This window comes from Aminobacter aganoensis (genome assembly GCF_014206975.1).
Taxonomy (GTDB): domain Bacteria; phylum Pseudomonadota; class Alphaproteobacteria; order Rhizobiales; family Rhizobiaceae; genus Aminobacter; species Aminobacter aganoensis.
This window is the reverse complement of the sequence record NZ_JACHOU010000007.1, coordinates 150,935-171,957: the sequence shown is the minus strand read 5'-3', so window position 1 is coordinate 171,957 and position 21,023 is coordinate 150,935. Positions and strand designations below refer to the sequence as shown.

The window sequence follows — 21,023 nt, the reverse complement described above, 5'->3', positions numbered from 1 at the left end:
ACAGGTCGGGCAGGGCGGCGACCTGCGCAAGGCAGGCCGCCGCTGAAGCTTTTAGAGAATGAAGCGCGACAGGTCGGTGTTGCGCGAGAGATCGCCGACATGCTTTTCGACATAGGCGGCGTCGATCTTGACCGACGTGCCGTTGCGGTCCGGTGCGTCGTAGGAGATCTCGTCGAGCACGCGTTCCATCACCGTCTGCAGGCGCCGCGCGCCGATGTTCTCGACCGAGGCGTTGAGGTCGACCGCGATGCCGGCGAGTGCATCGATGGCGTCGTCGGTGAATTCGAGGTCGACGCCTTCGGTGTTCATCAGGGCGATGTACTGCTTGATCAGGCTGGCTTCCGTCTCCGTCAGGATGCGGCGGAAGTCGTCCTTTTCCAGCGCGCGTAACTCGACGCGGATCGGCAGGCGGCCCTGCAGTTCCGGCAGCAGGTCCGACGGCTTGGAGACGTGGAACGCGCCCGAAGCGATGAACAGGATGTGGTCGGTCTTGATCTGCCCGTATTTGGTCGCAACCGTCGTGCCTTCGACGAGCGGCAACAGGTCCCGCTGCACGCCTTCGCGCGAGGGGCCGCCATGGACATCGCCACGGGCGATCTTGTCGATCTCGTCGAGGAAGACGATGCCTTCGTTCTCGGTGACCTCGAGCGCACGGCGGACGACCTCGTCCTGGTCGAGCAGCTTGTCGGACTCGTCGCTGATCAGCAGCGCGTAGGATTCCTTGACGGTGGTCTTGCGCGCCTTGGTGCGCTGGCCGCCCATCGCCTTTTGCAGCATGTCGTTGATGTTGAGCACGCCGACATTGCCGCCGGGCATGCCCGGGATGTCGAAGCTCGGCATGCCGCCGGTGCCGGTGTCGGCGACCTGGATCTCGATTTCCTTGTCGTCGAGCTCGCCGTCGCGCAGCTTTTTCCGGAACGAGTCGCGGGTCGCCGGGCTCGCGGTCTTGCCGACCAACGCCTCGAGCACGCGCTCCTCTGCGTTGACATGGGCGCGGGCCTTGACGTCTTCGCGCATCTTCTCGCGCACAAGGCCGATGGCGACCTCGACCAGGTCGCGGATGATCTGCTCGACGTCGCGGCCGACATAGCCGACCTCGGTGAACTTGGTCGCCTCGACCTTGACGAAGGGCGCACCCGCCAGCTTGGCCAGCCGGCGCGATATCTCGGTCTTGCCGACGCCGGTCGGCCCGATCATCAGGATGTTCTTGGGCATGACCTCTTCGCGCATCTGGCCTTCCAGCTGCTGCCGGCGCCAGCGGTTGCGCAGGGCAATCGCCACGGCGCGCTTGGCGTCCTTCTGGCCGATGATGAAGCGGTCGAGTTCTGAAACGATCTCACGGGGAGAGAATGTGGACATGGCGTTACTCTCGAATACTCAGTTGGGGCTTATGTATGGGCTGGAAGCCGTACCGCAAGGGCGCCGGGCAGCAGCGGCAGAAGGGTCCGTCGCAGCGCATGCCAGCCGGCGCTGAGCAACAGCACCAGGGCGCCGAGAACCAGCATGGTCAGCGGCACGACGCCGTCCGACAGTCCGGCCTTGACGACCAGCGAGCCGAAGGCAAAGCCGGCATAGGACAGGCCGGAAACAAGGATCGCGCGCCTGTCGACGACAAGGGCGACGATCGCCAGTGCGATGAAGATTGCCAGGATGCTCCACGCTGAAACCGCCTCGGAGCCGCCCTCGCCAACCAGCCCGCCGACCATCGGGTGGACGATCAGCGGTGCTGCCAGCATGTGCAGCCAGAATGCGATGTCGGTGCGCCGGGTCTGGCGTTGCGGATCGCTCAGGTCGAACCGCATGGCGAGCGTGAACACGGCAAGGCCGCAGGCCAGCAGCAGGGGCTTGGCCGCCTCGACGGCGAAATCCGGCCAGAGCATGAAAAGGACGCCCACGACCGAGGCGACAAGGGCAGCCACGCCGGCAGCAATCGTCACCGGTACCCGGAAACGCCGGTAGTGCAATGCGGCCGCAACGGCGGTGGCAAGGCCTGCGACGACGATCGGCAAGCCGCCGTGGTTGCCGAGACCCACGCCGAATCTGAGACTGGGGTTGAAGGCTTCCGCAACGGTCGAAAAGACCGCTCCCGCATAGACCAGGAGCAACACGATGCTGGGCAACGCCATGCGTTGCTGGCGGGTAAAATACTCGGCCAGAAGCCAGCTCGCCGCCGCGATGACGGCGAACATGCCGGTGTTGCCGACCATGTCGCGGGAGAAATAGCCCAGGGCGCCCAGGAACAGGCCGAGGCCGATGGTGACGAAGATGTCGCTGAAGCCGCTGATGAACCGGAACTTCTCGTCGTCATGCGGTTCCCGGTCGAGGACGGGCGCGTTGGCGCTTTCGAGATCGCGCAGCCCTTGCGCCTGCTCGGCGGTCAGCAACCCGCTCGCCACGGCGGCGAGCAGCGTATCGGGCGATATGTCGGAAGGCTTGGTCATTACATCATCCCCGCTTGCCATTGCTTGATCGCGTCCAGCGGATAGACCAGCATGATGACGTTGAGCGTCAGGTTGTCCCGGATGACGTAGCCGACGCCGATCTCGAAGATGATGGCCAGGGCGACGGTGCTCCAGACCGGGAGCCGCGCCGCCATCGCAAAGCCCAGCACCATGGCCAAAGTGTCGAACACCGAATTCAGGACGCTGTCGCCGTAATAGTCGAGCGAAATGGTCCCCTCGCGATAGCGGTTGATGATGAAGTCGCTGTTTTCGACCAGTTCCCACGCCACTTCGATGCCGATGGCGACCGCCAGCCGGAAGCCGAGCGAACTCTTGGGCGCAATCCAGCTCATCAGCGCATAGAAAAGGAAGCCGTGGATGATGTGCGAGAAGGTGTACCAGTCGGAGATGTGCTGGGAATTCTCCGAGCTTTGCACCACCCCGTGCCAGAGCTTGACGTAACCGCACTTGCAGATCGCCGGATGGCCCATCCAGTACAGCGCGACCGCCTGCCCGGCGATCATCAGGGCGGCGACCAGCAGCCACCAGCCCAGTTTTTCACGTCGCGCGGCGGCTTCACTGTCCTGCGATAGGCTCATGCGTCGAATTCCCCCTCCTCCGCGTCTCGCGCCATCATCAGCGCGGGACCGTAAATCGACAAGCGTGTGTCGAAGGCCGCGAAACCGGCCTTTTCATAGGCGCGGATAGCCCGCTTGTTGGCAGGATCCGGATCGATGATCACGCGCGGTACCCCTTCCTCGAACAGTTCGTCGACGAACTGCCTGAGGATCGCCGAACCGTGGCCCTTCCCCACCAGGTCGGCCACGCCGATTGTAAGGTCGAGGCCGAGCGTGCCGAAAGGCTGGTCCTGATAGGGATGATCGTCTTCCAGGTGGGGATCGTAGCTCTGGAGATAGCCGATCGGCTTGCCATCGAGTTCGACGATCAGCGGCTCGACCGAGATGCTGTCGATATGTTCCGCGATCGAGGCCAGCTCTTCGGCCGCATCGCCCCACCATTCCGCGACATGCGGCGCTGCCAGCCATCTGGCGAGCAGCGGCATGTCTTTTCGTTCGACAGGACGGAAGTCGTAGCGCGCGGCTGCCTCAGTCGGCATCGAGCGTCTCAACCACGAAGCTGTGGTTGGTGTAGACGCAGATGTCGGCGGCGATCTGCATCGCCTTGCGAGCGATCTCCTCGGCGTCCTTGTCCGTGTCCATCAGTGCGCGGGCCGCGGCCAGTGCATAGTTGCCGCCCGAACCGATGGCCATCACGCCGAATTCGGGCTCCAGCACGTCGCCTGTACCGGTCAGCGCCAGCGACACGTTCTTGTCGGCGACAAGCATCATCGCTTCGAGGCGGCGCAGGTAGCGGTCGGTGCGCCAGTCCTTGGCGAGTTCGACGCAGGCGCGCGTCAACTGGTCGGGATACTGCTCGAGCTTGGCTTCGAGCCTTTCGAGAAGGGTGAAGGCGTCGGCGGTGGCGCCGGCAAACCCGGCAATCACATTGCCCTTGCCGAGGCGGCGGACCTTGCGGGCATTGCCCTTCATGATGGTCTGGCCGAGGCTGACCTGGCCGTCGCCGGCGATGACCACCTTGTTGCCCTTGCGCACCGTCACGATGGTCGTGGCGTGCATGCTCTGTTCGTTGGACATATGTAGCTCCGATGGCGCACGGCCCCTTCGAGGCGGCTCGTGCGTTACGAGTGGAAGTTCGATCTTATGTATGACGCGGCGCAAGGAATGCAAATCCGCATGCCGCGTCACGAAATGCCCTTTCGCGGCGATTGGCAAGCGGTCGAACATGCTGTTATTAGCATCTCGTTTTTGAGGACAAGGATCCGCCAATGGCCCCCCGTTCCGCCGAAGTCAGCCGCAAGACCAAGGAAACCGAGATTTCGGTCTCGGTCCACGTCGATGGCACCGGCCGTTCGGAGATGGCGACCGGCGTCGGCTTCTTCGACCACATGCTCGACCAGCTCTCCAGGCATTCGCTGATCGACATGAAGGTCTCCGCCAGGGGCGACCTGCACATCGACGACCACCACACCGTCGAGGATTGCGGCATCGCGATCGGCCAGGCGCTGTCCAAGGCGCTGGGCGACCGCCGCGGCATCATGCGCTACGCCTCGATCGACCTCGCCATGGACGAGACGCTGACACGCGCGGCCATCGACGTATCGGGCCGGCCGTTCCTGGTCTGGAACGTCGCCTTCTCGGCGCCCAAGATCGGCACCTTCGACACCGAGCTGGTGCGCGAGTTCTTCCAGGCACTGGCCCAGAATGCCGGCATCACCCTGCACGTCACCAACCATTACGGCGCCAACAACCACCACATCGCCGAAACCTGCTTCAAGGCCGTGGCGCGCGCGCTGCGCATGGCCCTTGAAAGCGATCCGCGCCAGCCTGACGCAGTACCCTCGACCAAGGGCAGCCTGAAGGGATAGCCATGGCCATCCATGTCGTCATGGAGCCGCCCGCCAAGGCGGGACAAAACGCTTCGGAAGCGGCCGTCTTCATTCGCGATGGCTTCCATTTCTTCGGCTTCATTGCGCCGCTGCTGTGGCTGTTGTGGCATCGGCTCTGGCTCGAAGCGGCGATGACCCTCGCCGCCACCCTGGCGCTTGCCGCGGCCAGCGAATGGGCAGGACTGACGTTTGCGGCACCGCTGCTGCCCTTGCTCATCTCGCTCTATGTCGGGCTCGAAGGCGGCGCGCTGCGCATCGCAGCGCTTCGCCGTGCCGGCTGGCACCAGTGGGGTGTCGTCGAGGCGGATTCGGTGGAAGACGCCGAGATGCGCTACCTCTTCGCCGCTGAAGCCGACGATGAGCCCGCCCCGGCTCCTGTTGCCATCTCCCCTGCCACGCCCCGGCCCCAGCCTGCTGGCGGAGCGCTCGGCCTCCTGCACTATCCCGGAAGAAACTGACATGCGCGTTGCCATCATCGACTACGGCTCGGGCAATCTGCGCTCGGCGACCAAGGCCTTCGAGCGTGCTGCCCGCGAGGCCGGCATATCGGCCGAGATCGAGCTGACGGCGGATGCCTGCCGCGTGCTTTCGGCCGACCGCATCGTGCTGCCCGGCGTCGGCGCCTATGCCGACTGCGCCCGCGGCCTGCGCGCCGTCGACGGCATGTGGGACGCGGTCGAGGAAGTCGCCATCCGCAAGGCGCATCCCTTCCTCGGCATCTGCGTCGGCATGCAGCTGATGTCCGAGCGCGGACTGGAAAAGACGGTCACCGAGGGCTTTGGCTGGATCGCCGGCGATGTCAAGGAGATCACGCCGAGCGACCCGTCGCTGAAGATTCCGCAGATCGGCTGGAACACGATTCACGTGAAACATCCGCACCCGGTCTTCGAGGGAATCCCTACCGGACCCGGCGGCCTGCACGCCTATTTCGTGCATTCCTACCATCTCGACGCAACCGACGAGAAACAGGTCCTGGCCAGTGCCGACTATGGCGGCCGTGTCACGGCGGCCGTTGCGCGCGACAATCTGGTCGGCACGCAGTTTCATCCTGAAAAGAGCCAGGCCCTTGGCCTTGCCCTCATCGCCAATTTCCTGAGGTGGAAGCCATGATCCTCTTTCCGGCCATCGACCTCAAGGACGGCCAGTGCGTTCGCCTCAAGCTTGGCGACATGGACCAGGCGACCGTCTACAACGATGACCCCGGCGCCCAGGCGAAAGCCTTCGAGGACCAGGGCTTCGAATGGCTGCATGTCGTCGACCTCAACGGTGCGTTTGCCGGCGAGAGCGTCAATGGCGCGGCCGTCGAGGCGATCCTCAAGGCGACGAAGAATCCGGTCCAGCTCGGCGGCGGCATCCGGACGCTCGATCACATCGAGCGCTGGCTCTCCAAGGGCCTCGCCCGGGTCATCCTCGGCACCGTCGCCGTCCGTGACCCCGAACTCGTCAAGGAAGCCTGCAGGAAGTTCCCCGGCAAGGTTGCCGTCGGCATCGATGCCAAGGGCGGCAAGGTCGCCGTCGAGGGTTGGGCTGAAGCGTCGAGCCTCGGCGTTGTCGAACTGGCGAAGAAATTCGAGGGCGCCGGCGTCGCCGCCATCATCTACACCGACATCGACCGTGACGGCGTCCTGGCCGGCATCAACTGGGATTCGACCATCGACCTCGCCGAGGCGGTCTCGATCCCGGTCATTGCCTCAGGCGGCCTCGCCTCGCTGGCCGACATCGTCCGCATGACCATGCCCGACGCGAAGAAGCTCGAAGGCGCCATCTCCGGCCGCGCGCTCTATGACGGCCGCATCGACCCTGCCCAGGCGCTGGCGATCCTGCGCGGCGAGCTGAAACCCGAGCCGGGATTGTTCGAGGAACGGAAATGACCCTCAAGGCCCGCGCCATCCCCTGTCTCGACGTCAAGGACAGCCAGCGTCGCCCGCAGCCGCGAAGCGGCGAGGACGCGCAAACAAAAGAGGAGGCCGTCCTTTGACCCTCAAAGCCCGTGTCATTCCGTGCCTCGACGTCAAGGACGGCCGTGTCGTCAAGGGCGTCCAGTTCGTCGATCTGATCGACGCCGGCGATCCGGTCGAAGCCGCCAAGGCCTATGACGCCGCCGGTGCCGACGAGCTCTGCTTTCTCGACATCACCGCCTCGTCCGACAATCGCGAGACCATCTTCGACGTCGTCGCCCGCACTGCCGAGCAGTGCTTCATGCCGCTGACCGTGGGCGGCGGCGTGCGCCAGGTTGCCGACATCCGCAGGCTGCTGCTCGCCGGTGCCGACAAGGTTGCCATCAACACGGCGGCGGTGAAGAACCCCGCCTTCGTCGCCGAGGCCGCCGACAAGTTCGGCAACCAGTGCATCGTCGTTGCCATCGACGCCAAGAAGGTGTCGCAGGCCAACGAAGCCGACCGCTGGGAGATTTTCACCCATGGTGGCCGCGAGCGTACCGGCATCGATGCGGTCGCGTTCGCCCGCAAGGTCGTCGATCTCGGCGCCGGCGAAATCCTGCTCACCTCGATGGACCGAGACGGCACCAAGATCGGCTACGACATCGCCTTGACCCGCGCGGTGGCGGACGCCGTGCGTGCGCCGGTCATCGCCTCGGGCGGCGTCGGCAACCTCGACCACATGGTCGACGGTATCCGTGAGGGACATGCGACGGCGGTGCTTGCCGCGTCGATTTTCCATTTTGGCACCTACACCGTTGCCGAGGCCAAGGCGCACATGGCAAAAGCAGGTTTGCCGATGCGGCGCGACCCGATTGGCTGACTAGAGCATGATCCCGAAAAGTGGGAACCGGTTTTCGGAAAAGATCATGCTCCAACAAGAAGATAGAGCCCCATTCCGATTCAATCGGAATGGAACAGGCTCTAATGTATCGAGGCCAAGATGAGCGGATTTTCCCTTTCCGACCTGGAAAAGATCGTCACCGAGCGGGCGCGTTCGGGCGATGCCAATTCATGGACCGCCAAGCTCTACCAGGGCGGCATGGAACGCGCGGCCAAGAAGCTCGGCGAAGAGGCGGTCGAGACCGTTATCGCTGCGGTCAAGGGCGACGATCGCGCCCTCGTTTCGGAAAGTGCCGATCTCCTTTATCATTGGCTCGTCGTGCTGGCTGTTGCCGGCGTGCCGATGGCCGAGGTGATGGCCGAGCTCGAGCGCCGCACCGCCCAGTCGGGTGTCGCCGAGAAGGCCGCGCGCAAGAACGAGGGCTGACCGCTGGTCAGGTCCCGCAGGGGAGGTTCGATGGATCAACTCGCGCCGGCGGACAAATACTCGCCTTACTGGTTTTTCTCGGCTGAGCATTGGGCCGGCTTCGGCGCCGACATGTCGATGACCCTGACCGCGGACGAGGTCAGGCGGCTGAGCTCGATGTACGAGCCCATCGACCTGGTCGAGGTCCGGCGCATCTACCTGTCTTTGTCGCGGCTGCTTTCGGCCCATGTCGAAACCAGCCAGCAGCTGTTTCGCCAGCGCCAGCGCTTCTTCAATTCGGACAAGAAGGGCACCAAGACCCCCTTCATCATCGGCATGGCGGGGTCGGTCGCCGTCGGCAAGTCGACCACCGCGCGTATCCTCAAGGAGCTTCTCACCCGCTGGCCGTCGAGCCCGAAGGTCGATCTGGTCACCACCGACGGTTTCCTCTATCCCAACGACGTGCTGCGCCGCGACAGCCTGATGGAGCGCAAGGGTTTCCCCGACAGCTACGATGTCGGCGCGCTGCTGCGCTTCCTCTCGGCGATCAAGTCGGGCCAGCCCAACGTCCGCGCGCCGGTCTACTCGCATTTGACCTATGACGTCATGCCCGGCGAGTTCGTCACCGTCGACCGCCCCGACATCCTGATTTTCGAGGGCATCAACGTGCTGCAGCCGCGCGAGTTGCCGAAGGACGGCAACTTGGTGCCCTTCGTCTCCGACTTCTTCGACTTCTCGATCTACATCGACGCCGATGAGAGCATCATCCACGAGTGGTACATCGACCGCTTCATGCGGCTGCGCGAAACCGCCTTCCGCAATCCGCAGTCGTTCTTCCATCGCTACTCGCAGCTGTCGGAGGATGCAGCCCGCGCCATTGCCGAGGGGCTGTGGGCCAACATCAACCTGAAGAACCTGCGCGAGAACATCCTGCCGACGCGCCCGCGCGCCGATCTCATCCTCAAGAAGGGTGCCGGCCATCTCGTCGAGGAAGTGGCGATCCGCAAGCTTTAGGTCGGCTTCGTCACCCGTCGCAGCGTGAGATTGATCCGGCCGCCCTGCTTCAGCAGCGCCGACGTCATCGGATAGATGCGGTCGACGCCATGGAAGGCGAGCCGCCCTTTCCCGCCCAGCACCACCACGTCGCCGCTTTCCAGCCTGAACGACACCGTCCGGTCGTCGCGCCGCATGCCGCCGACGCGGAACAGGCAGGCATCGCCCAGGGATACCGACACCACGGGAGCTTCGAACTCCTTTTCGTCGCGGTCCTGGTGCAGGCCCATCTTGGCGGTGTCGGTGTAGAAGTTTACCAGGCAGGCCTCCGGAGGATGCGGATAGCCTGCGACCTCGCGCCATAGGGAAAGCAGCGCTTCGGGGATCGGCGGCCACGGCGCCCCGGTGACCGGATGGGTCGGCTGGTAGCGGTAACCGCCCTCCTTGTCGGTGACCCAGCCCAGCGAGCCGCAATTGGTCATCCGCACGCTCATTTCCTTGCCGGTCTTCGGCATGGCGGGCGTGTAGAGTGCTGCCGTCTTCACCACCTCGCGGATGCTGTCGACCAGGCTTTCCTGGGCATCGCGCGGGAGAAAGCCGGGCATGTGGCGGATGCCTTTGGGAAGCACGAGCACGTTAGGGACCTTTCGATTCCGCCCAGAATGCCACTCCACAAGCAAAACGGCGACCCGAAAGCCGCCGTTCCGCATGATATGATGGCTTGGCTTCAGGCCGTCGCGATGTCGGGGATGCGCAGCACCTGGCCGGGATAGATCTTGTCGGGGTGCGTCAGCATCGGCTTGTTGGCCTCGAAGATGACGGTGTATTTCGACGCCTTGCCCTTGCCGTACTGGGCTTCGGCGATCTTCGACAGGTTGTCGCCCTTCTTGACGGTGTAGAACACCGGCGCCTTGGCCGGGGTCGCCGCCTTGACCAGTTCGGTCATGTCGACCTTGCTGTCGAGCTTGAGGCCGGAATCGGGCGCCACCACCTTCAGTTCGTCGGCCTGCACCTTGGAGACGCCGAGCGTGTTGCCGACGGCGATCACCGCCTTCTCGAAGATCGACTGGTCCTTGACCACGCCCGTCAGCACGGCGGTGTCGCCCTTGACCACCACCTGCACGTTGTCGGTGCCGAGCTTGTGCGAATCGAGCTCTTTCTTCAGCGTGTCGGCGCTCGGTGCCTCGTCGTCGCCGAAGCCAAGCTTCTTGCCGACATTCTTGACGAAATCGAACATGCCCATTCGTGGTCTCCCTTGCTGTGGCATTCGCCGGAGCTTGGCACCTGCATTGCCGAAATGGAAGCGGTATTGATTCCCGAGGCTTAATCGCCGTCGACGCGTCCGCGCAGCTTCTTGACCGTCGAGCGCCCGGCCTTGCTTTTCAGCCGTCGCTCCACCGAGCCTTTTGTCGGCCTGGTCTTCTTGCGCGGCGGCGGTGGCGGTTCGGCAGCCTTGGCGACAAGTGCCGCAAGCCGCGCCCTGGCGTCGGCCCGGTTCTGCTCCTGGGTGCGGTAGCGCCCGGCCTCGATGACGATCACGCCCTCCTTGGTTGCCTTCTGGCCGGCAAGCTTGATGGTGCGCACGCGCACGCGCTCGGGCAGGCCTGGCGCGTTCGCCGCGTCGAAGCGCAGTTGCACGGCGGTGGCGACCTTGTTGACGTTCTGGCCGCCCGGCCCCGACGAGCGGATGAAGTTCTCCTCGAGGTCGTCGGGATGGATGACCACGTCATGGGCAATGATGATCTTGTCGTCGGCGCTCATGCGCCAAGTCATGCCGTGGCGCGGCGCAAAAGAAAAGGCCCGGCGCTTGGCCGGGCCTTTTCGATGTCGTTTCGGCAGGCCGCGACTACTCGGCGGCTTCCTGGGTGCGGGGCGCCGCGCCGCGCACGGTGGCGTCGACATGGCTTTCGAACTTGCCGAAATTGTCGATGAACATCGACACCAGCTTGCTGGCCTGGCGGTCATAGGCAGCGCCGTCGGCCCAGGTCGAGCGCGGGTCGAGGATCTTGCCTTCGACGCCGGGAACCGAAACCGGCACGGCGAAGCCGAAATTGGCATCGGTGCGGAATTCGACCGCGTTGAGCGAGCCGTCGAGGGCCGCAGCAAGCAGTGCGCGCGTCGCCTTGATCGGCATGCGCGAACCCGTGCCATAGGCGCCGCCGGTCCAGCCGGTGTTGACCAGCCAGCAATTGACGCCGTGGTCGGAGATCAGCTGGCGCAGCAGGTTGCCGTATTCGCTGGGGTGCCTGGGCATGAACGGCGCGCCGAAGCAGGTCGAGAAGGTCGCCTCGGGCTCGGTCACGCCGCGTTCGGTGCCGGCGACCTTGGCGGTGTAGCCCGACAGGAAGTGGTACATCGCCTGTGCCGGCGTCAGCTTGGCGATGGGCGGCATCACGCCGAAGGCATCGGCCGTCAGCATGATGATGTTCTTCGGGTGGCTGGCGAGGCCGGTGGCGCTGGCGTTTGGAATGAAGTCGAGCGGATAGGCGCAACGGGTGTTTTCGGTACGCGAGCCGTCGTTGAAGTCAGGCACGCGGTTGTCGTCGAGAATGACGTTCTCGAGCACCGTGCCGAAGCGCTGGGTCGTCGCGAAGATTTCTGGCTCGGCCTCGGCCGAGAGCCTGATCGTCTTGGCGTAGCAGCCGCCTTCGAAGTTGAAGATGCCGCCCGGGCCCCAGCCATGCTCGTCGTCGCCGATCAGCGTGCGCGCAGGGTCGGCCGACAGCGTCGTCTTGCCGGTGCCGGAAAGGCCGAAGAAGATGGCGGCGTCGCCGTCCGGGCCCTCATTGGCCGAGCAGTGCATCGGCATCACGCCGCCGGCGGGCAGGATGTAGTTGAGCGCGGTGAACACCGACTTCTTCATTTCGCCGGCATATTCGGTGCCGCCGATGAGCACGATCATGCGCGTCAGGTCGACGGCGATCAGCGTCTCGCTGCGGCCGCCATGGCGCGCATTGTCGGCCCGGAACGACGGCAGGTCGATGATCGTCATCTTCGGTGCGAAGCCGGCCAGCTCCGCCTCGTCTGGGCGGATCAGCAGGTTGCGGATGAACATCGAGTGCCAGGCATATTCGGTGATGACCCGCGTCGGCAGGCTCAGCGAGCGGTCGGCGCCGCCGATCAGGTCCTGGACGAACAGGTCCTTGTCAGCCGCATGGGCGAGGAAATCGGCGTGCAGCGCGTCGAACTGCGCCCGCGTCATGGCATTGTTGTTGTCCCACCAGACCTGGGTCTCGGTGTTTTCGTCGCGCACGACGAACTTGTCCTTGGGCGAGCGGCCGGTGTACTGGCCGGTGTCGGCGACGAGCGCGCCGTGCGCCGTCAGCTGGGCCTCGCCGCGGCGAACCGCCTCTTCGACCAGCAGTGCAGCGCCCAGGTTGTAATGCACGGTGCCCGACGTCTTGAGCCCTGCCGTTTCGATCCCGTTGGCGGGATTACGCTTACCGATTTCCGACATTCGGTGAACCCTCGTTCGATTTGACGCCAATGTCCGGTCTGCGGGCCGGACGCCGCTGTCCCCGAGGGACCGAGGCAGCCAGAAACAGAAAAGCCAAGCGATTTCAAATCATTAATCGATTTAAAAATTTTGAAATTTATCTAAATCGTTTAAATGGTGGGGATTGGCGGCACCTTGCCCGGGAGTCAGGCAGGTTTTTTGTTCGAGCTTTTTTCGTGCCGCCCCATATAGCAAGCGAACTGGTTGTGGTGGTTGCACTCCCCTTCATCGGGGGGTATGCCACATTTTGTACCTAATTTGTCCTGCAAAAGCCCTGCTCGGAAGCAGGAAGGGACACCCGCTCATGAGGGAGCCGCTGGAAATGGCAACGATCGCGCTTGTCGACGACGACCGCAACATTTTGACATCGGTTTCGATAGCGCTCGAGTCCGAAGGGTATCGTGTCGAGACCTACACCGACGGTGCCTCGGCACTGGAGGGGCTGGCCGCGCGGCCGCCGAACCTCGCCATCCTCGACATCAAGATGCCGCGCATGGACGGCATGGAGCTGTTGCGCCGTTTGCGCCAGAAGACCGACCTGCCGGTGATCTTCCTGACGTCGAAGGACGATGAGATCGATGAGCTGTTCGGCCTCAAGATGGGCGCCGACGATTTCATCCGCAAGCCGTTCTCCCAGCGTCTGCTGGTCGAGCGCGTACGCGCCGTGCTGCGCCGTGCCAGTGCCCGCGAGGCTGCGGCCAAGACGCCGAGCCCGCAGTCGCGTTCGCTGGAGCGCGGCCAGCTGGTGATGGACCAGGAGCGCCACACCTGCACCTGGAAGGGCGAGCCGGTCATCCTGACCGTCACCGAATTCCTGATCCTGCACTCGCTGGCCCAGCGCCCGGGTGTCGTCAAAAGCCGAGACGCCTTGATGGATTCGGCTTATGATGAGCAGGTCTATGTCGACGACCGTACCATCGACAGCCACATCAAGCGCCTGCGCAAGAAGTTCAAGGCCGTCGACGACGACTTCGAGATGATCGAAACGCTCTATGGTGTCGGCTACAGATTCCGCGAAGCGTGAGATCGGCGGGGGCTGAGATCACATGGCGATGGAAGCAGAGATCAGGAAGCCCGTGGCCGCCACGAAGCGGTCGCGCGGTCGCCTGTCGCTGTTCCTCGACCGGGCAAGGATTCGGCTGAGCCGCTTCCTCGGCCACTATTTCTTCTCCAGCCTGACGCGCCGCATCCTGTTCCTCAACCTCGCCGGGTTGGCGGTGCTGGTCGCCGGAATCCTGTATCTCAACACGTTCCGCGACGGCCTGATCGGCGCTCGTGTCGAGAGCCTGATGACGCAGGGCGAGATCATTGCCGGCGCCATTGCCGCCTCGGCCACCGTCGAGACCGATTCGATCAGCATCGACCCGGAAAAGCTGCTCGAGCTGCAGGCCGGCGAAACGCTTGGCCCGGGCTCCGACCAGCTCGACAGCCTCGATTTTCCGATCAATCCCGAGCGCGTGGCGCCCGTCCTGCGCCGGCTGATCTCGCCGACCAGGACGCGCGCCCGCATCTACGACCGCGACGCCAATCTGCTGCTCGATTCGCGTCATCTCTATTCGCGCGGCCAGATCCTGCGCTACGACCTTCCGCCTGTCGAGGAAGACGAGCCGACCGTGTTCGAGCGGGCGCAGAAGTTCGTCTTCGACTTTTTCCGCGACAGCGCGCTGCCGGTCTACAAGGAACAGCCCGGCGGCAATGGCGCTGCCTTCCCCGAGGTCGTCCAGGCATTGACCGGCGGCCCGGCGACGATCGTCCGGGTCAGCGAACAGGGCGAGCAGATCGTCTCCGTCGCCGTTCCGATCCAGCGCTTCCGCGCCGTGCTCGGCGTGCTGATGCTGTCGACCGAAGGCGGCGACATCGACAAGATCGTCGCTGCCGAGCAGAAGGCCATCCTGCGCGTCTTCGGCGTCGCTGCTTTGGTCACGGCCATTCTGTCGATGCTGCTGGCGTCGACCATCGCCAACCCGCTGCGCCGGTTGTCTGCTGCCGCCAACCGGGTGCGCCGCGGCGGCAAGAGCCGCGAGGAAATCCCCGATTTCTCCGACCGCCAGGACGAGATCGGCAACCTGTCGGTTGCCGTGCGCGACATGACCAAGGCGCTTTACGCCCGCATCGAAGCGATCGAGAGTTTTGCCGCCGACGTCAGCCACGAGCTCAAGAACCCGCTGACCTCGCTGCGCAGCGCAGTCGAGACTTTGCCGCTCGCCAGGAACGAAAGCTCGCGCGAGCGGCTGATGGAGGTCATCCAGCACGACGTGAAGCGTCTCGACCGGTTGATCACCGACATCTCCGACGCCTCCCGTCTCGATGCCGAGCTGGCGCGCGAGGATGCCGGCAAGGTGGATCTCAAGAAGTTCATCGGCGACCTGGTTTCCGTGTCGCGCGAGGCCGGCCGCCACAAGAAGGCGGTTGAGATCGCGTTCACCGTCGCCAAGCTGCCTGCTGGCATGAAGAACTACAACGTCGTCGGCCACGACCTGCGCATCGGCCAGGTCATCACCAACCTGATCGAGAACGCCCGCTCCTTCGTGCCCGACGACCATGGCCACATTGCCATTTCGCTGGCCCGTGTCGGCAAGTTCAATGTCATCACGGTCGAGGACAACGGCCCCGGCATTCGTGCCGAAAACATCGACCGCATTTTCGAGCGCTTCTACACCGACCGCCCGGCGGGCGAGGCTTTCGGCCAGAATTCCGGCCTCGGCCTGTCGATCAGCCGCCAGATCGTCGAGGCCCATGGCGGCACGCTGAGTGCTGAAAACATCACAGGCACCAAGCCGGGCGAACTCAAGGGCGCGCGCTTCGTCGTTGCCCTGCCGGCCGAAAGCTGACCCGTGGCGCCAGCCAACATGCATGCCACGGCGGTTGTGCTCGGCGATCGCTGCGTGCTGGTCGCCGGATCGTCGGGATCGGGCAAGACGGCGCTTGCTTTGGCGCTGGTCGAGAAATTCCGCGGCGCAGGCCGATTTGCTAGGCTGGTTTCCGACGATCAGGTCTTCCTGTCGGTGCACTATGGCAGGCTTTTGTGCCATGCTCCGCAAGCCATTTCCGGCCTGGCCGAAGTCCGCGGCGTCGGTCCGGTTCCGGTCGAGCATGAAGCCGCAGCTGCAGTCGACCTGCTGGTCAGGCTCGTTCCTGCGACCGAAGTGGAACGGTTGCCTGGACAGGACAGCGAGACGATCCTTGGTTGCATGATAAATCGTTTGCTGCTCGCTGAGCGGGAAATTTCCATGGCTACCCCGGCAATTCTGGCCCGGCTGGGCATCACCCTCTTCGCCTGACGCTGCACAAACTTTTTGCTGCATTGCGTCAAAATGGCGTGGCGAGCAGCAGATTGGGGCTTGTAAACGCTCTCGCCCTCGACAAGATAGCGCTCCCGCCCTCCGCGAAGGCGGCAAGAGTACTGCGCGGCTGTGAAGAGGCCATGACGGGAGCCAAATCAGAATGATCGGACTCGTGCTTGTGACGCACGGTCAGCTGGCCGAAGAGTTCCGCCATGCCGTGGAACACGTCGTCGGACCGCAGGACAATTTCGAGACAGTCTCCATCGGAGCCGACGATGACATGGCGCAGCGTCGCAGCGACATCATCGACGCCGTCGCCAGCGCCGACACCGGCAATGGCGTGGTCGTTCTCACCGACATGTTCGGCGGAACGCCGTCCAACCTCGCCATTTCGGTGATGGAAGCCGGCCGTGTCGAAGTCATCGCCGGCATGAACTTGCCGATGCTCATCAAGCTGACGAGCGTGCGCAAGGCCGACAACATGGCCGCCGCCCTCGACGAGGCACAGGCCGCCGGCCGCAAATACATCAATGTTGCAAGTCAGGTGTTGAGCGGCAAATGAGCGGCATGCCCTACTCGCCCGAGAAGGGCCACATCGTCCGCGATCTCACCATAGTCAACCAGCGCGGCCTGCATGCCCGCGCCTCGGCCAAGTTTGTCCAGATCGCCGGCGAGTTCCAGGCCAATGTCAGCGTCGAGAAGGACGGCATTTCCGTCGGCGGCACCTCGATCATGGGCCTGATGATGCTCGCCGCCAGCCCCGGCTGCACCATCCGCGTCACAGCCAGCGGCCCGGAGGCCACCGAGGCGATGGAAGCGCTTTCGACGCTCGTCGCCGCCCGCTTCGGCGAGGAGTGCTGATCGCCGGACTGAGTCCTGCGTGACATGCACGAATAAAGATTTCTTTATGTCCCATTGTCGATGATGGCCTGATCTGGTAGTCAGGCCGATCTTTCGCGCGCCCCCGCATCCCTCCCGCGGCGGCGTGAAGCAAACAGGAATCGGAGCAAGCCATGACGGGTAGCAAGGATTATCTGGTCGCCGACATTTCGCTCGCCGGCTGGGGTCGCAAGGAAATCGAGATCGCCGAAACCGAGATGCCGGGCCTGATGGCCTGCCGCGAGGAGTTCGGTGAAGCAAAGCCGCTCAAGGGCGCGCGCATTTCCGGGTCGCTGCACATGACCATCCAGACGGCTGTGCTGATCGAGACGCTGAAGGAACTCGGCGCTGACATCCGCTGGGCCTCGTGCAATATCTTCTCGACCCAGGATCATGCCGCGGCAGCCATCGCGGACGCCGGCATCCCGGTCTTCGCCGTCAAAGGCGAGACGCTTGAGGAATACTGGCAGTACACCGACCAGATCTTCCAGTGGACCGATGGCGGTGCCACCAACATGATCCTCGACGATGGCGGCGACGCCACCATGTACATCCTGATCGGCGCCCGTGCCGAGGCCGGCGAGAACGTGCTGTCCAACCCGGGCAGCGAAGAGGAAGAGATCCTGTTCGCCCAGATCAAGAAGCGCATGGCTGAAACGCCGGGCTTCTTCGCCAAGCACAAGGCTGCCATCCGCGGCGTCACCGAAGAGACCACGACCGGCGTCAACCGTCTCTACCAGCTGCAGAAGAAGGGCCTGCTGCCCTTCCCGGCAATCAACGTCAATGACTCCGTCACCAAGTCGAAGTTCGACAACAAGTACGGCTGCAAGGAATCGCTGGTCGACGGCATCCGCCGCGGCACCGACGTCATGATGGCCGGCAAGGTCGCCGTCGTCTGCGGTTACGGCGACGTCGGCAAGGGCTCGGCCGCTTCGCTCCAGGGTGCCGGCGCCCGCGTCAAGGTCACGGAAGTCGACCCGATCTGCGCGCTCCAGGCCGCGATGGACGGCTTCGAGGTCGTCACGCTGGAGGACGCAGCGCCGACCGCCGACATCGTCATCACCACGACCGGCAACAAGGACGTCATCACCCTCGACGACATGCGCCGGATGAAGGACATGGTCATCGTCGGCAACATCGGCCACTTCGACAACGAGATCCAGGTCGCCGCCCTGCGCAACCTCAAGTGGACCAACGTCAAGCCGCAGGTCGACATGATCACCTTCCCGGATGGCAAGCGCATGCTGCTCCTGTCGGAAGGTCGTCTGCTCAACCTCGGCAATGCCACCGGCCACCCCAGCTTCGTCATGTCGGCGTCGTTCACCAACCAGACGCTGGCCCAGATCGAGCTTTTCACCAAGCCCGGCCAGTACAAGAACGAAGTCTATGTCCTGCCCAAGCATCTCGACGAGAAGGTCGCCCGCCTGCACCTCGACAAGCTCGGTGCCAAGCTGACCACTCTGTCTGATGAACAGGCCACTTATATCGGTGTGACGCCGAAGGGCCCGTTCAAGCCGGAACACTACCGCTATTAACCATAGCGTAAATACATACAACATATTGAAACCGGGCGATTGACTTTCGCCCGGTTTCTTTTTTGCGCGCACGCCTTCTTCACGGCGATTCGCCTAACGGCTATTGTGGCGTGATTCGCCACGCGCCCGTTCTCGGCGGAACTTTTTGGGGCGCTTCAGGGCGGTCTTGCAGTCAGGCGGCGGAGAGGAACAAGACATGCCGGGGGAATACCCGCTTTCAGCGGGACAGGCCGTTTCCGGCGGCCGACAGGATTCGCAGATGCCTCTACCAGGCGGTATGTGGCAGGCCGTGCGCCGGCTCGGCAGCCGTTCTGCCGTGGCTTTGCTTGGCGCCACTGCCCTGTGCGCGCCTGTCGGATATGCCCACGCCCAGCAGGCAACCATCGCCAGCCTGCCCACCGCCGAAGTCATCCAGCTCGCCGTGCTCGTCGGCGTCATGGGCGCGGCGCTCATTTCCGCCATCGCGCTGATCCGTGAAAAGGCCCGCATTGCCGCCGAAAACGTCGAACTGCGCGGCCGCGTCGCCGACCTCAATGCATCGCTGCAGCGGTCGGAGGCCCTGCTCAACCTGCGCGACCAGCGCGTCATCGTCTGGGCCAACGAGAACAAGAAGCCAGAGCTGATCGGCTCGCTGCCGATCGAAACCGGCGCGCCGGACGATCGCGCCGCCTTCCTCGGTTTTGGCCGCTGGCTGATGCCGCGTTCGGCCGCAGCGCTCGAAAATGCCATCGCCGCCTTGCGCGACAAGGGCACCGCTTTCGAGCTGGTGGCGGAGACCCATGCCGGTGCCGCACTCGAAGTCCATGGCCGCAAGAGCGGCGCCCACGCCATCGTCCGCTTTGTCTCGATCTCCGAGGCCCAGCGCGGCCAGGCGCGGTTGACGCTCGACAACCAGCGGCTCAGCGCCGAATACGAAACGCTCGTCGGCCTGGTCGATGCCATCGACATGCCGTTCTGGATGCGCGATGCCGACGGCCGGCTGAAATGGGTCAACAAGGCCTTCGCCAAGGCCGTCGAAGCAACCGATTCCGCCGCAGCCATCCGCGACGGCAAGGAGTTTCTGGGCACGCAGTCGCGCGAGGCGATCGCCCAGCAGCACCTGTCGCGTCCCGTCTTCCAGCAGACGCTGTCGACCGTTATCGACGGCGACCGCCGCATGTTTGCCGTCACCGACGTCGTCGGCAGGGAAGGTTCTGCAGGCATCGCCGCCGACATGAGCGCAGCCGATGCCATCCGCGAGGAATACAGCCAGGTCGTGCGCAGCCACGCCGACACGCTCGACCAGGTGGCCACCGCCGTCGCCACCTTCGATGCCGGCCAGAAGCTGCGGTTCCACAACAACGCCTTCCAGAAGCTCTGGGAGCTCGATGCCGGCTATCTCTCCAGCGCGCCCGACAATGCCCTCCTGCTCGATCGCCTGCGCAGCGAGCGCAAGCTCCCGGAACAGCCGGAATGGCGGCGCTGGAAGGAAAACCTGCTCGGTGCCTACCGCGCCGTCGAGCCGCAGGAGCATCTCTGGCACCTGCCCGACGGCCGCACCATCCGCGTCGTCGCCAACCCGCAGCCCAAGGGCGGCGTCACCTGGGTGTTCGAGAACCTGACCGAGAAGATCGATCTCGAAAGCCGCTACACCACGGCCGTGCGCGTCCAGGGTGAAACCCTCGACAATCTCGCCGAGGGCGTCGTCGTTTTCGGCCCCGACGGCCGCATCCGCCTGTTCAACCCCGCCTTCGGCCAGCTCTGGGGCGTCTCGCCCGAGGTCCTGCGGCAGACCACGCATATCTCGGCGATCCGCGCCGAATGCGACACGCGCGCCGAAAACAGCCCATGGGCCGATTTCGTCGCCGCCGTCACCGGCTTCGACGAGCGCAGCGACCGTCATGGCCAAACCGAGCTCAACAACGGCTCGGTGCTCCAGCACGCTGTCATCCACCTGCCCAACGGCCAGGTGATGCTGACCTTTGTCGACGTCACCGACGGCGTCAACATGGAGCGCGCGCTGAAGGACAAGAACGAGGCGCTGCAGCGCGCCGACCAGATCAAGAACGAGTTCGTCCAGCACGTTTCCTATGAGCTGCGCTCGCCGCTGACCAACATCATCGGCTTCACCGAACTTCTGTCGCTGCCGGGCACCGGCCCGCTGTCGCCGCGCCAGCGCGAATATGTCGAGCACATCGGCTCGTCGTCGGGCGTGCTCCTGACCATCGTCAACGACATTCTCGACCTCGCCACCGTCGACGCCGGCATCATGCAGCTCGAAATCGCCGAGGTCCGTGTCGACCGTGCCATCGAGGCCGCCGCCGAACTGGTCGCCGACCGCCTGGAAGAGCATTCCATCAGCCTCGCCATCGAAACCGCCAGCGCGCCGAAGAGCTTCAATGGCGACGAAACGCGCGTGCGCCAGATCCTCTACAACCTGCTCAGCAACGCGGTGAACTACGCGCCGTCGGCGAGCACCATCACGCTGGTTTGCCGCCAGCGCGCCGAGGGCGTGGAGTTCTCCGTCCATGACGACGGCCCGGGCATGCCGTCGGAGGTGCTCGACACAGTGTTCCAGCGCTTCGAATCCCGCGTCAACGGCGGTCGCCGCCGTGGCGCCGGCCTCGGCCTGTCCATCGTCAAGAGCTTCGTCGAACTGCATGGCGGCACCGTCCGCATCGACAGCGGCAAGGACCGTGGCACCACGGTGGTCTGCCTGTTCCCCGATGCGCCTGCCGGCGTGCGGGTGGCGGCGGAGTAGGC

At 64.4% G+C, this 21,023-nt stretch carries 23 protein-coding genes; 14 read left to right on the top strand and 9 right to left on the bottom strand.

The genetic code is table 11. The features are described 5' to 3' along the window. Positions 1 to 51 precede the first annotated feature (51 nt). From hslU to hslV, 5 genes are read right to left on the bottom strand one after another with little or no spacing between them, the layout of a single operon-like run. On the bottom strand, positions 52 to 1,359 hold the full coding sequence (gene hslU, locus GGR00_RS15945) for an ATP-dependent protease ATPase subunit HslU (protein ID WP_055981852.1): 1,308 nt from the start codon (positions 1,357 to 1,359) through the stop codon (positions 52 to 54). Positions 1,360 to 1,388: 29 nt separating this feature from the next. After that, on the bottom strand, positions 1,389 to 2,441 hold the full coding sequence (locus tag GGR00_RS15940) for a hypothetical protein (protein ID WP_055981855.1): 1,053 nt from the start codon (positions 2,439 to 2,441) through the stop codon (positions 1,389 to 1,391). Further along, positions 2,441 to 3,040 (bottom strand): DUF2585 domain-containing protein, encoded by a 600-nt coding sequence (locus tag GGR00_RS15935; RefSeq protein WP_055981864.1) that lies wholly within the window; start codon positions 3,038 to 3,040, stop codon positions 2,441 to 2,443. The genes GGR00_RS15940 and GGR00_RS15935 overlap by 1 nt, the downstream gene beginning before the upstream one ends. Further along, positions 3,037 to 3,558, bottom strand: coding sequence for a GNAT family N-acetyltransferase (locus GGR00_RS15930; RefSeq protein ID WP_055981866.1), 522 nt, complete (start codon positions 3,556 to 3,558; stop codon positions 3,037 to 3,039). Before GGR00_RS15930 ends, GGR00_RS15935 begins: the two co-directional genes overlap by 4 nt. After that, entirely contained in the window at positions 3,548 to 4,096 is a 549-nt protein-coding gene (gene hslV / locus GGR00_RS15925; protein WP_055981869.1) for an ATP-dependent protease subunit HslV, read from the bottom strand. The genes GGR00_RS15930 and hslV overlap by 11 nt, the downstream gene beginning before the upstream one ends. A gap of 191 nt (positions 4,097 to 4,287) precedes the next feature. Here hslV and hisB point away from each other — a divergent pair, with 191 nt between their 5' ends. From hisB to coaA, 7 genes are all read left to right on the top strand, one after another. Continuing rightward, complete coding sequence (gene hisB / locus GGR00_RS15920; RefSeq protein ID WP_055981872.1) at positions 4,288 to 4,887, top strand: imidazoleglycerol-phosphate dehydratase HisB; 600 nt, start codon at positions 4,288 to 4,290, stop codon at positions 4,885 to 4,887. 2 nt (positions 4,888 to 4,889) lie between these two features. After that, on the top strand, positions 4,890 to 5,366 hold the full coding sequence (locus GGR00_RS15915; protein ID WP_055981875.1) for a DUF2628 domain-containing protein: 477 nt from the start codon (positions 4,890 to 4,892) through the stop codon (positions 5,364 to 5,366). 1 nt (position 5,367) lies between these two features. Further along, positions 5,368 to 6,018: an imidazole glycerol phosphate synthase subunit HisH gene (hisH, locus tag GGR00_RS15910; RefSeq protein ID WP_055981878.1), complete on the top strand. Its 651-nt coding sequence runs from the start codon at positions 5,368 to 5,370 to the stop codon at positions 6,016 to 6,018. Then, the gene (gene hisA / locus GGR00_RS15905) at positions 6,015 to 6,779 is read left to right on the top strand and encodes a 1-(5-phosphoribosyl)-5-[(5-phosphoribosylamino)methylideneamino]imidazole-4-carboxamide isomerase (RefSeq protein ID WP_055981881.1); all 765 of its coding nucleotides are present in this window, start codon (positions 6,015 to 6,017) and stop codon (positions 6,777 to 6,779) included. The genes hisH and hisA overlap by 4 nt, the downstream gene beginning before the upstream one ends. 103 nt (positions 6,780 to 6,882) lie before the next feature. Further along, positions 6,883 to 7,668 (top strand): imidazole glycerol phosphate synthase subunit HisF, encoded by a 786-nt coding sequence (gene hisF, locus GGR00_RS15900; RefSeq protein WP_184699967.1) that lies wholly within the window; start codon positions 6,883 to 6,885, stop codon positions 7,666 to 7,668. Positions 7,669 to 7,788: 120 nt separating this feature from the next. Beyond that, on the top strand, positions 7,789 to 8,115 hold the full coding sequence (locus tag GGR00_RS15895; RefSeq protein WP_055981887.1) for a phosphoribosyl-ATP diphosphatase: 327 nt from the start codon (positions 7,789 to 7,791) through the stop codon (positions 8,113 to 8,115). A 30-nt stretch (positions 8,116 to 8,145) separates the two neighbouring features. Further along, positions 8,146 to 9,108 (top strand): type I pantothenate kinase, encoded by a 963-nt coding sequence (coaA, locus tag GGR00_RS15890; protein ID WP_055981890.1) that lies wholly within the window; start codon positions 8,146 to 8,148, stop codon positions 9,106 to 9,108. Here the strand turns inward: coaA and GGR00_RS15885 are convergent. The 4 genes from GGR00_RS15885 to GGR00_RS15870 all read right to left on the bottom strand — a co-directional run bounded on the left by GGR00_RS15885 (position 9,105) and on the right by GGR00_RS15870 (position 12,544). Then, positions 9,105 to 9,722 (bottom strand): alpha-ketoglutarate-dependent dioxygenase AlkB, encoded by a 618-nt coding sequence (locus GGR00_RS15885; RefSeq protein ID WP_184699966.1) that lies wholly within the window; start codon positions 9,720 to 9,722, stop codon positions 9,105 to 9,107. The genes coaA and GGR00_RS15885 overlap by 4 nt on opposite strands. Before the next feature lie 92 nt (positions 9,723 to 9,814). Beyond that, the gene (gene lysM, locus GGR00_RS15880) at positions 9,815 to 10,330 is read right to left on the bottom strand and encodes a peptidoglycan-binding protein LysM (RefSeq protein ID WP_055981896.1); all 516 of its coding nucleotides are present in this window, start codon (positions 10,328 to 10,330) and stop codon (positions 9,815 to 9,817) included. A gap of 80 nt (positions 10,331 to 10,410) precedes the next feature. After that, on the bottom strand, positions 10,411 to 10,848 hold the full coding sequence (gene arfB / locus GGR00_RS15875) for an alternative ribosome rescue aminoacyl-tRNA hydrolase ArfB (RefSeq protein WP_184699965.1): 438 nt from the start codon (positions 10,846 to 10,848) through the stop codon (positions 10,411 to 10,413). A gap of 85 nt (positions 10,849 to 10,933) precedes the next feature. Further along, a complete protein-coding gene (locus GGR00_RS15870) occupies positions 10,934 to 12,544 on the bottom strand; it encodes a phosphoenolpyruvate carboxykinase (protein WP_184699964.1) in 1,611 nt (536 codons plus the stop codon). Between the two features lie 361 nt (positions 12,545 to 12,905). Here GGR00_RS15870 and GGR00_RS15865 point away from each other — a divergent pair, with 361 nt between their 5' ends. From GGR00_RS15865 to GGR00_RS15835, 7 genes are all read left to right on the top strand, one after another. Further along, the gene (locus GGR00_RS15865; protein ID WP_055982326.1) at positions 12,906 to 13,607 is read left to right on the top strand and encodes a response regulator transcription factor; all 702 of its coding nucleotides are present in this window, start codon (positions 12,906 to 12,908) and stop codon (positions 13,605 to 13,607) included. A 22-nt stretch (positions 13,608 to 13,629) separates the two neighbouring features. After that, positions 13,630 to 15,414: a sensor histidine kinase gene (locus tag GGR00_RS15860; RefSeq protein ID WP_184699963.1), complete on the top strand. Its 1,785-nt coding sequence runs from the start codon at positions 13,630 to 13,632 to the stop codon at positions 15,412 to 15,414. A gap of 18 nt (positions 15,415 to 15,432) precedes the next feature. Next, complete coding sequence (locus GGR00_RS15855) at positions 15,433 to 15,864, top strand: HPr kinase/phosphorylase (RefSeq protein WP_210315041.1); 432 nt, start codon at positions 15,433 to 15,435, stop codon at positions 15,862 to 15,864. A gap of 163 nt (positions 15,865 to 16,027) precedes the next feature. Next, positions 16,028 to 16,429, top strand: coding sequence for a PTS sugar transporter subunit IIA (locus GGR00_RS15850; RefSeq protein WP_055981908.1), 402 nt, complete (start codon positions 16,028 to 16,030; stop codon positions 16,427 to 16,429). Continuing rightward, on the top strand, positions 16,426 to 16,728 hold the full coding sequence (locus GGR00_RS15845; RefSeq protein WP_184699961.1) for an HPr family phosphocarrier protein: 303 nt from the start codon (positions 16,426 to 16,428) through the stop codon (positions 16,726 to 16,728). The genes GGR00_RS15850 and GGR00_RS15845 overlap by 4 nt, the downstream gene beginning before the upstream one ends. A gap of 152 nt (positions 16,729 to 16,880) precedes the next feature. Next, the gene (ahcY, locus tag GGR00_RS15840; RefSeq protein ID WP_055981916.1) at positions 16,881 to 18,281 is read left to right on the top strand and encodes an adenosylhomocysteinase; all 1,401 of its coding nucleotides are present in this window, start codon (positions 16,881 to 16,883) and stop codon (positions 18,279 to 18,281) included. 196 nt (positions 18,282 to 18,477) lie between these two features. Next, positions 18,478 to 21,021, top strand: coding sequence for a sensor histidine kinase (locus GGR00_RS15835; RefSeq protein WP_055981920.1), 2,544 nt, complete (start codon positions 18,478 to 18,480; stop codon positions 21,019 to 21,021). Positions 21,022 to 21,023: the final 2 nt, after the last annotated feature.

Coding starts and splice junctions, on each gene's coding strand:
- hslU (WP_055981852.1), bottom strand. CDS start 1,359: ATGTCCACATTCTCTCCCCGTGAGATCGTTTCAGAACTCGACCGCTTC.
- GGR00_RS15940 (WP_055981855.1), bottom strand. CDS start 2,441: ATGACCAAGCCTTCCGACATATCGCCCGATACGCTGCTCGCCGCCGTG.
- GGR00_RS15935 (WP_055981864.1), bottom strand. CDS start 3,040: ATGAGCCTATCGCAGGACAGTGAAGCCGCCGCGCGACGTGAAAAACTG.
- GGR00_RS15930 (WP_055981866.1), bottom strand. CDS start 3,558: ATGCCGACTGAGGCAGCCGCGCGCTACGACTTCCGTCCTGTCGAACGA.
- hslV (WP_055981869.1), bottom strand. CDS start 4,096: ATGTCCAACGAACAGAGCATGCACGCCACGACCATCGTGACGGTGCGC.
- hisB (WP_055981872.1), top strand. CDS start 4,288: ATGGCCCCCCGTTCCGCCGAAGTCAGCCGCAAGACCAAGGAAACCGAG.
- GGR00_RS15915 (WP_055981875.1), top strand. CDS start 4,890: ATGGCCATCCATGTCGTCATGGAGCCGCCCGCCAAGGCGGGACAAAAC.
- hisH (WP_055981878.1), top strand. CDS start 5,368: ATGCGCGTTGCCATCATCGACTACGGCTCGGGCAATCTGCGCTCGGCG.
- hisA (WP_055981881.1), top strand. CDS start 6,015: ATGATCCTCTTTCCGGCCATCGACCTCAAGGACGGCCAGTGCGTTCGC.
- GGR00_RS15895 (WP_055981887.1), top strand. CDS start 7,789: ATGAGCGGATTTTCCCTTTCCGACCTGGAAAAGATCGTCACCGAGCGG.
- coaA (WP_055981890.1), top strand. CDS start 8,146: ATGGATCAACTCGCGCCGGCGGACAAATACTCGCCTTACTGGTTTTTC.
- lysM (WP_055981896.1), bottom strand. CDS start 10,330: ATGGGCATGTTCGATTTCGTCAAGAATGTCGGCAAGAAGCTTGGCTTC.
- arfB (WP_184699965.1), bottom strand. CDS start 10,848: ATGAGCGCCGACGACAAGATCATCATTGCCCATGACGTGGTCATCCAT.
- GGR00_RS15870 (WP_184699964.1), bottom strand. CDS start 12,544: ATGTCGGAAATCGGTAAGCGTAATCCCGCCAACGGGATCGAAACGGCA.
- GGR00_RS15865 (WP_055982326.1), top strand. CDS start 12,906: ATGGCAACGATCGCGCTTGTCGACGACGACCGCAACATTTTGACATCG.
- GGR00_RS15860 (WP_184699963.1), top strand. CDS start 13,630: ATGGCGATGGAAGCAGAGATCAGGAAGCCCGTGGCCGCCACGAAGCGG.
- GGR00_RS15855 (WP_210315041.1), top strand. CDS start 15,433: ATGCATGCCACGGCGGTTGTGCTCGGCGATCGCTGCGTGCTGGTCGCC.
- GGR00_RS15850 (WP_055981908.1), top strand. CDS start 16,028: ATGATCGGACTCGTGCTTGTGACGCACGGTCAGCTGGCCGAAGAGTTC.
- GGR00_RS15845 (WP_184699961.1), top strand. CDS start 16,426: ATGAGCGGCATGCCCTACTCGCCCGAGAAGGGCCACATCGTCCGCGAT.
- ahcY (WP_055981916.1), top strand. CDS start 16,881: ATGACGGGTAGCAAGGATTATCTGGTCGCCGACATTTCGCTCGCCGGC.
- GGR00_RS15835 (WP_055981920.1), top strand. CDS start 18,478: ATGCCGGGGGAATACCCGCTTTCAGCGGGACAGGCCGTTTCCGGCGGC.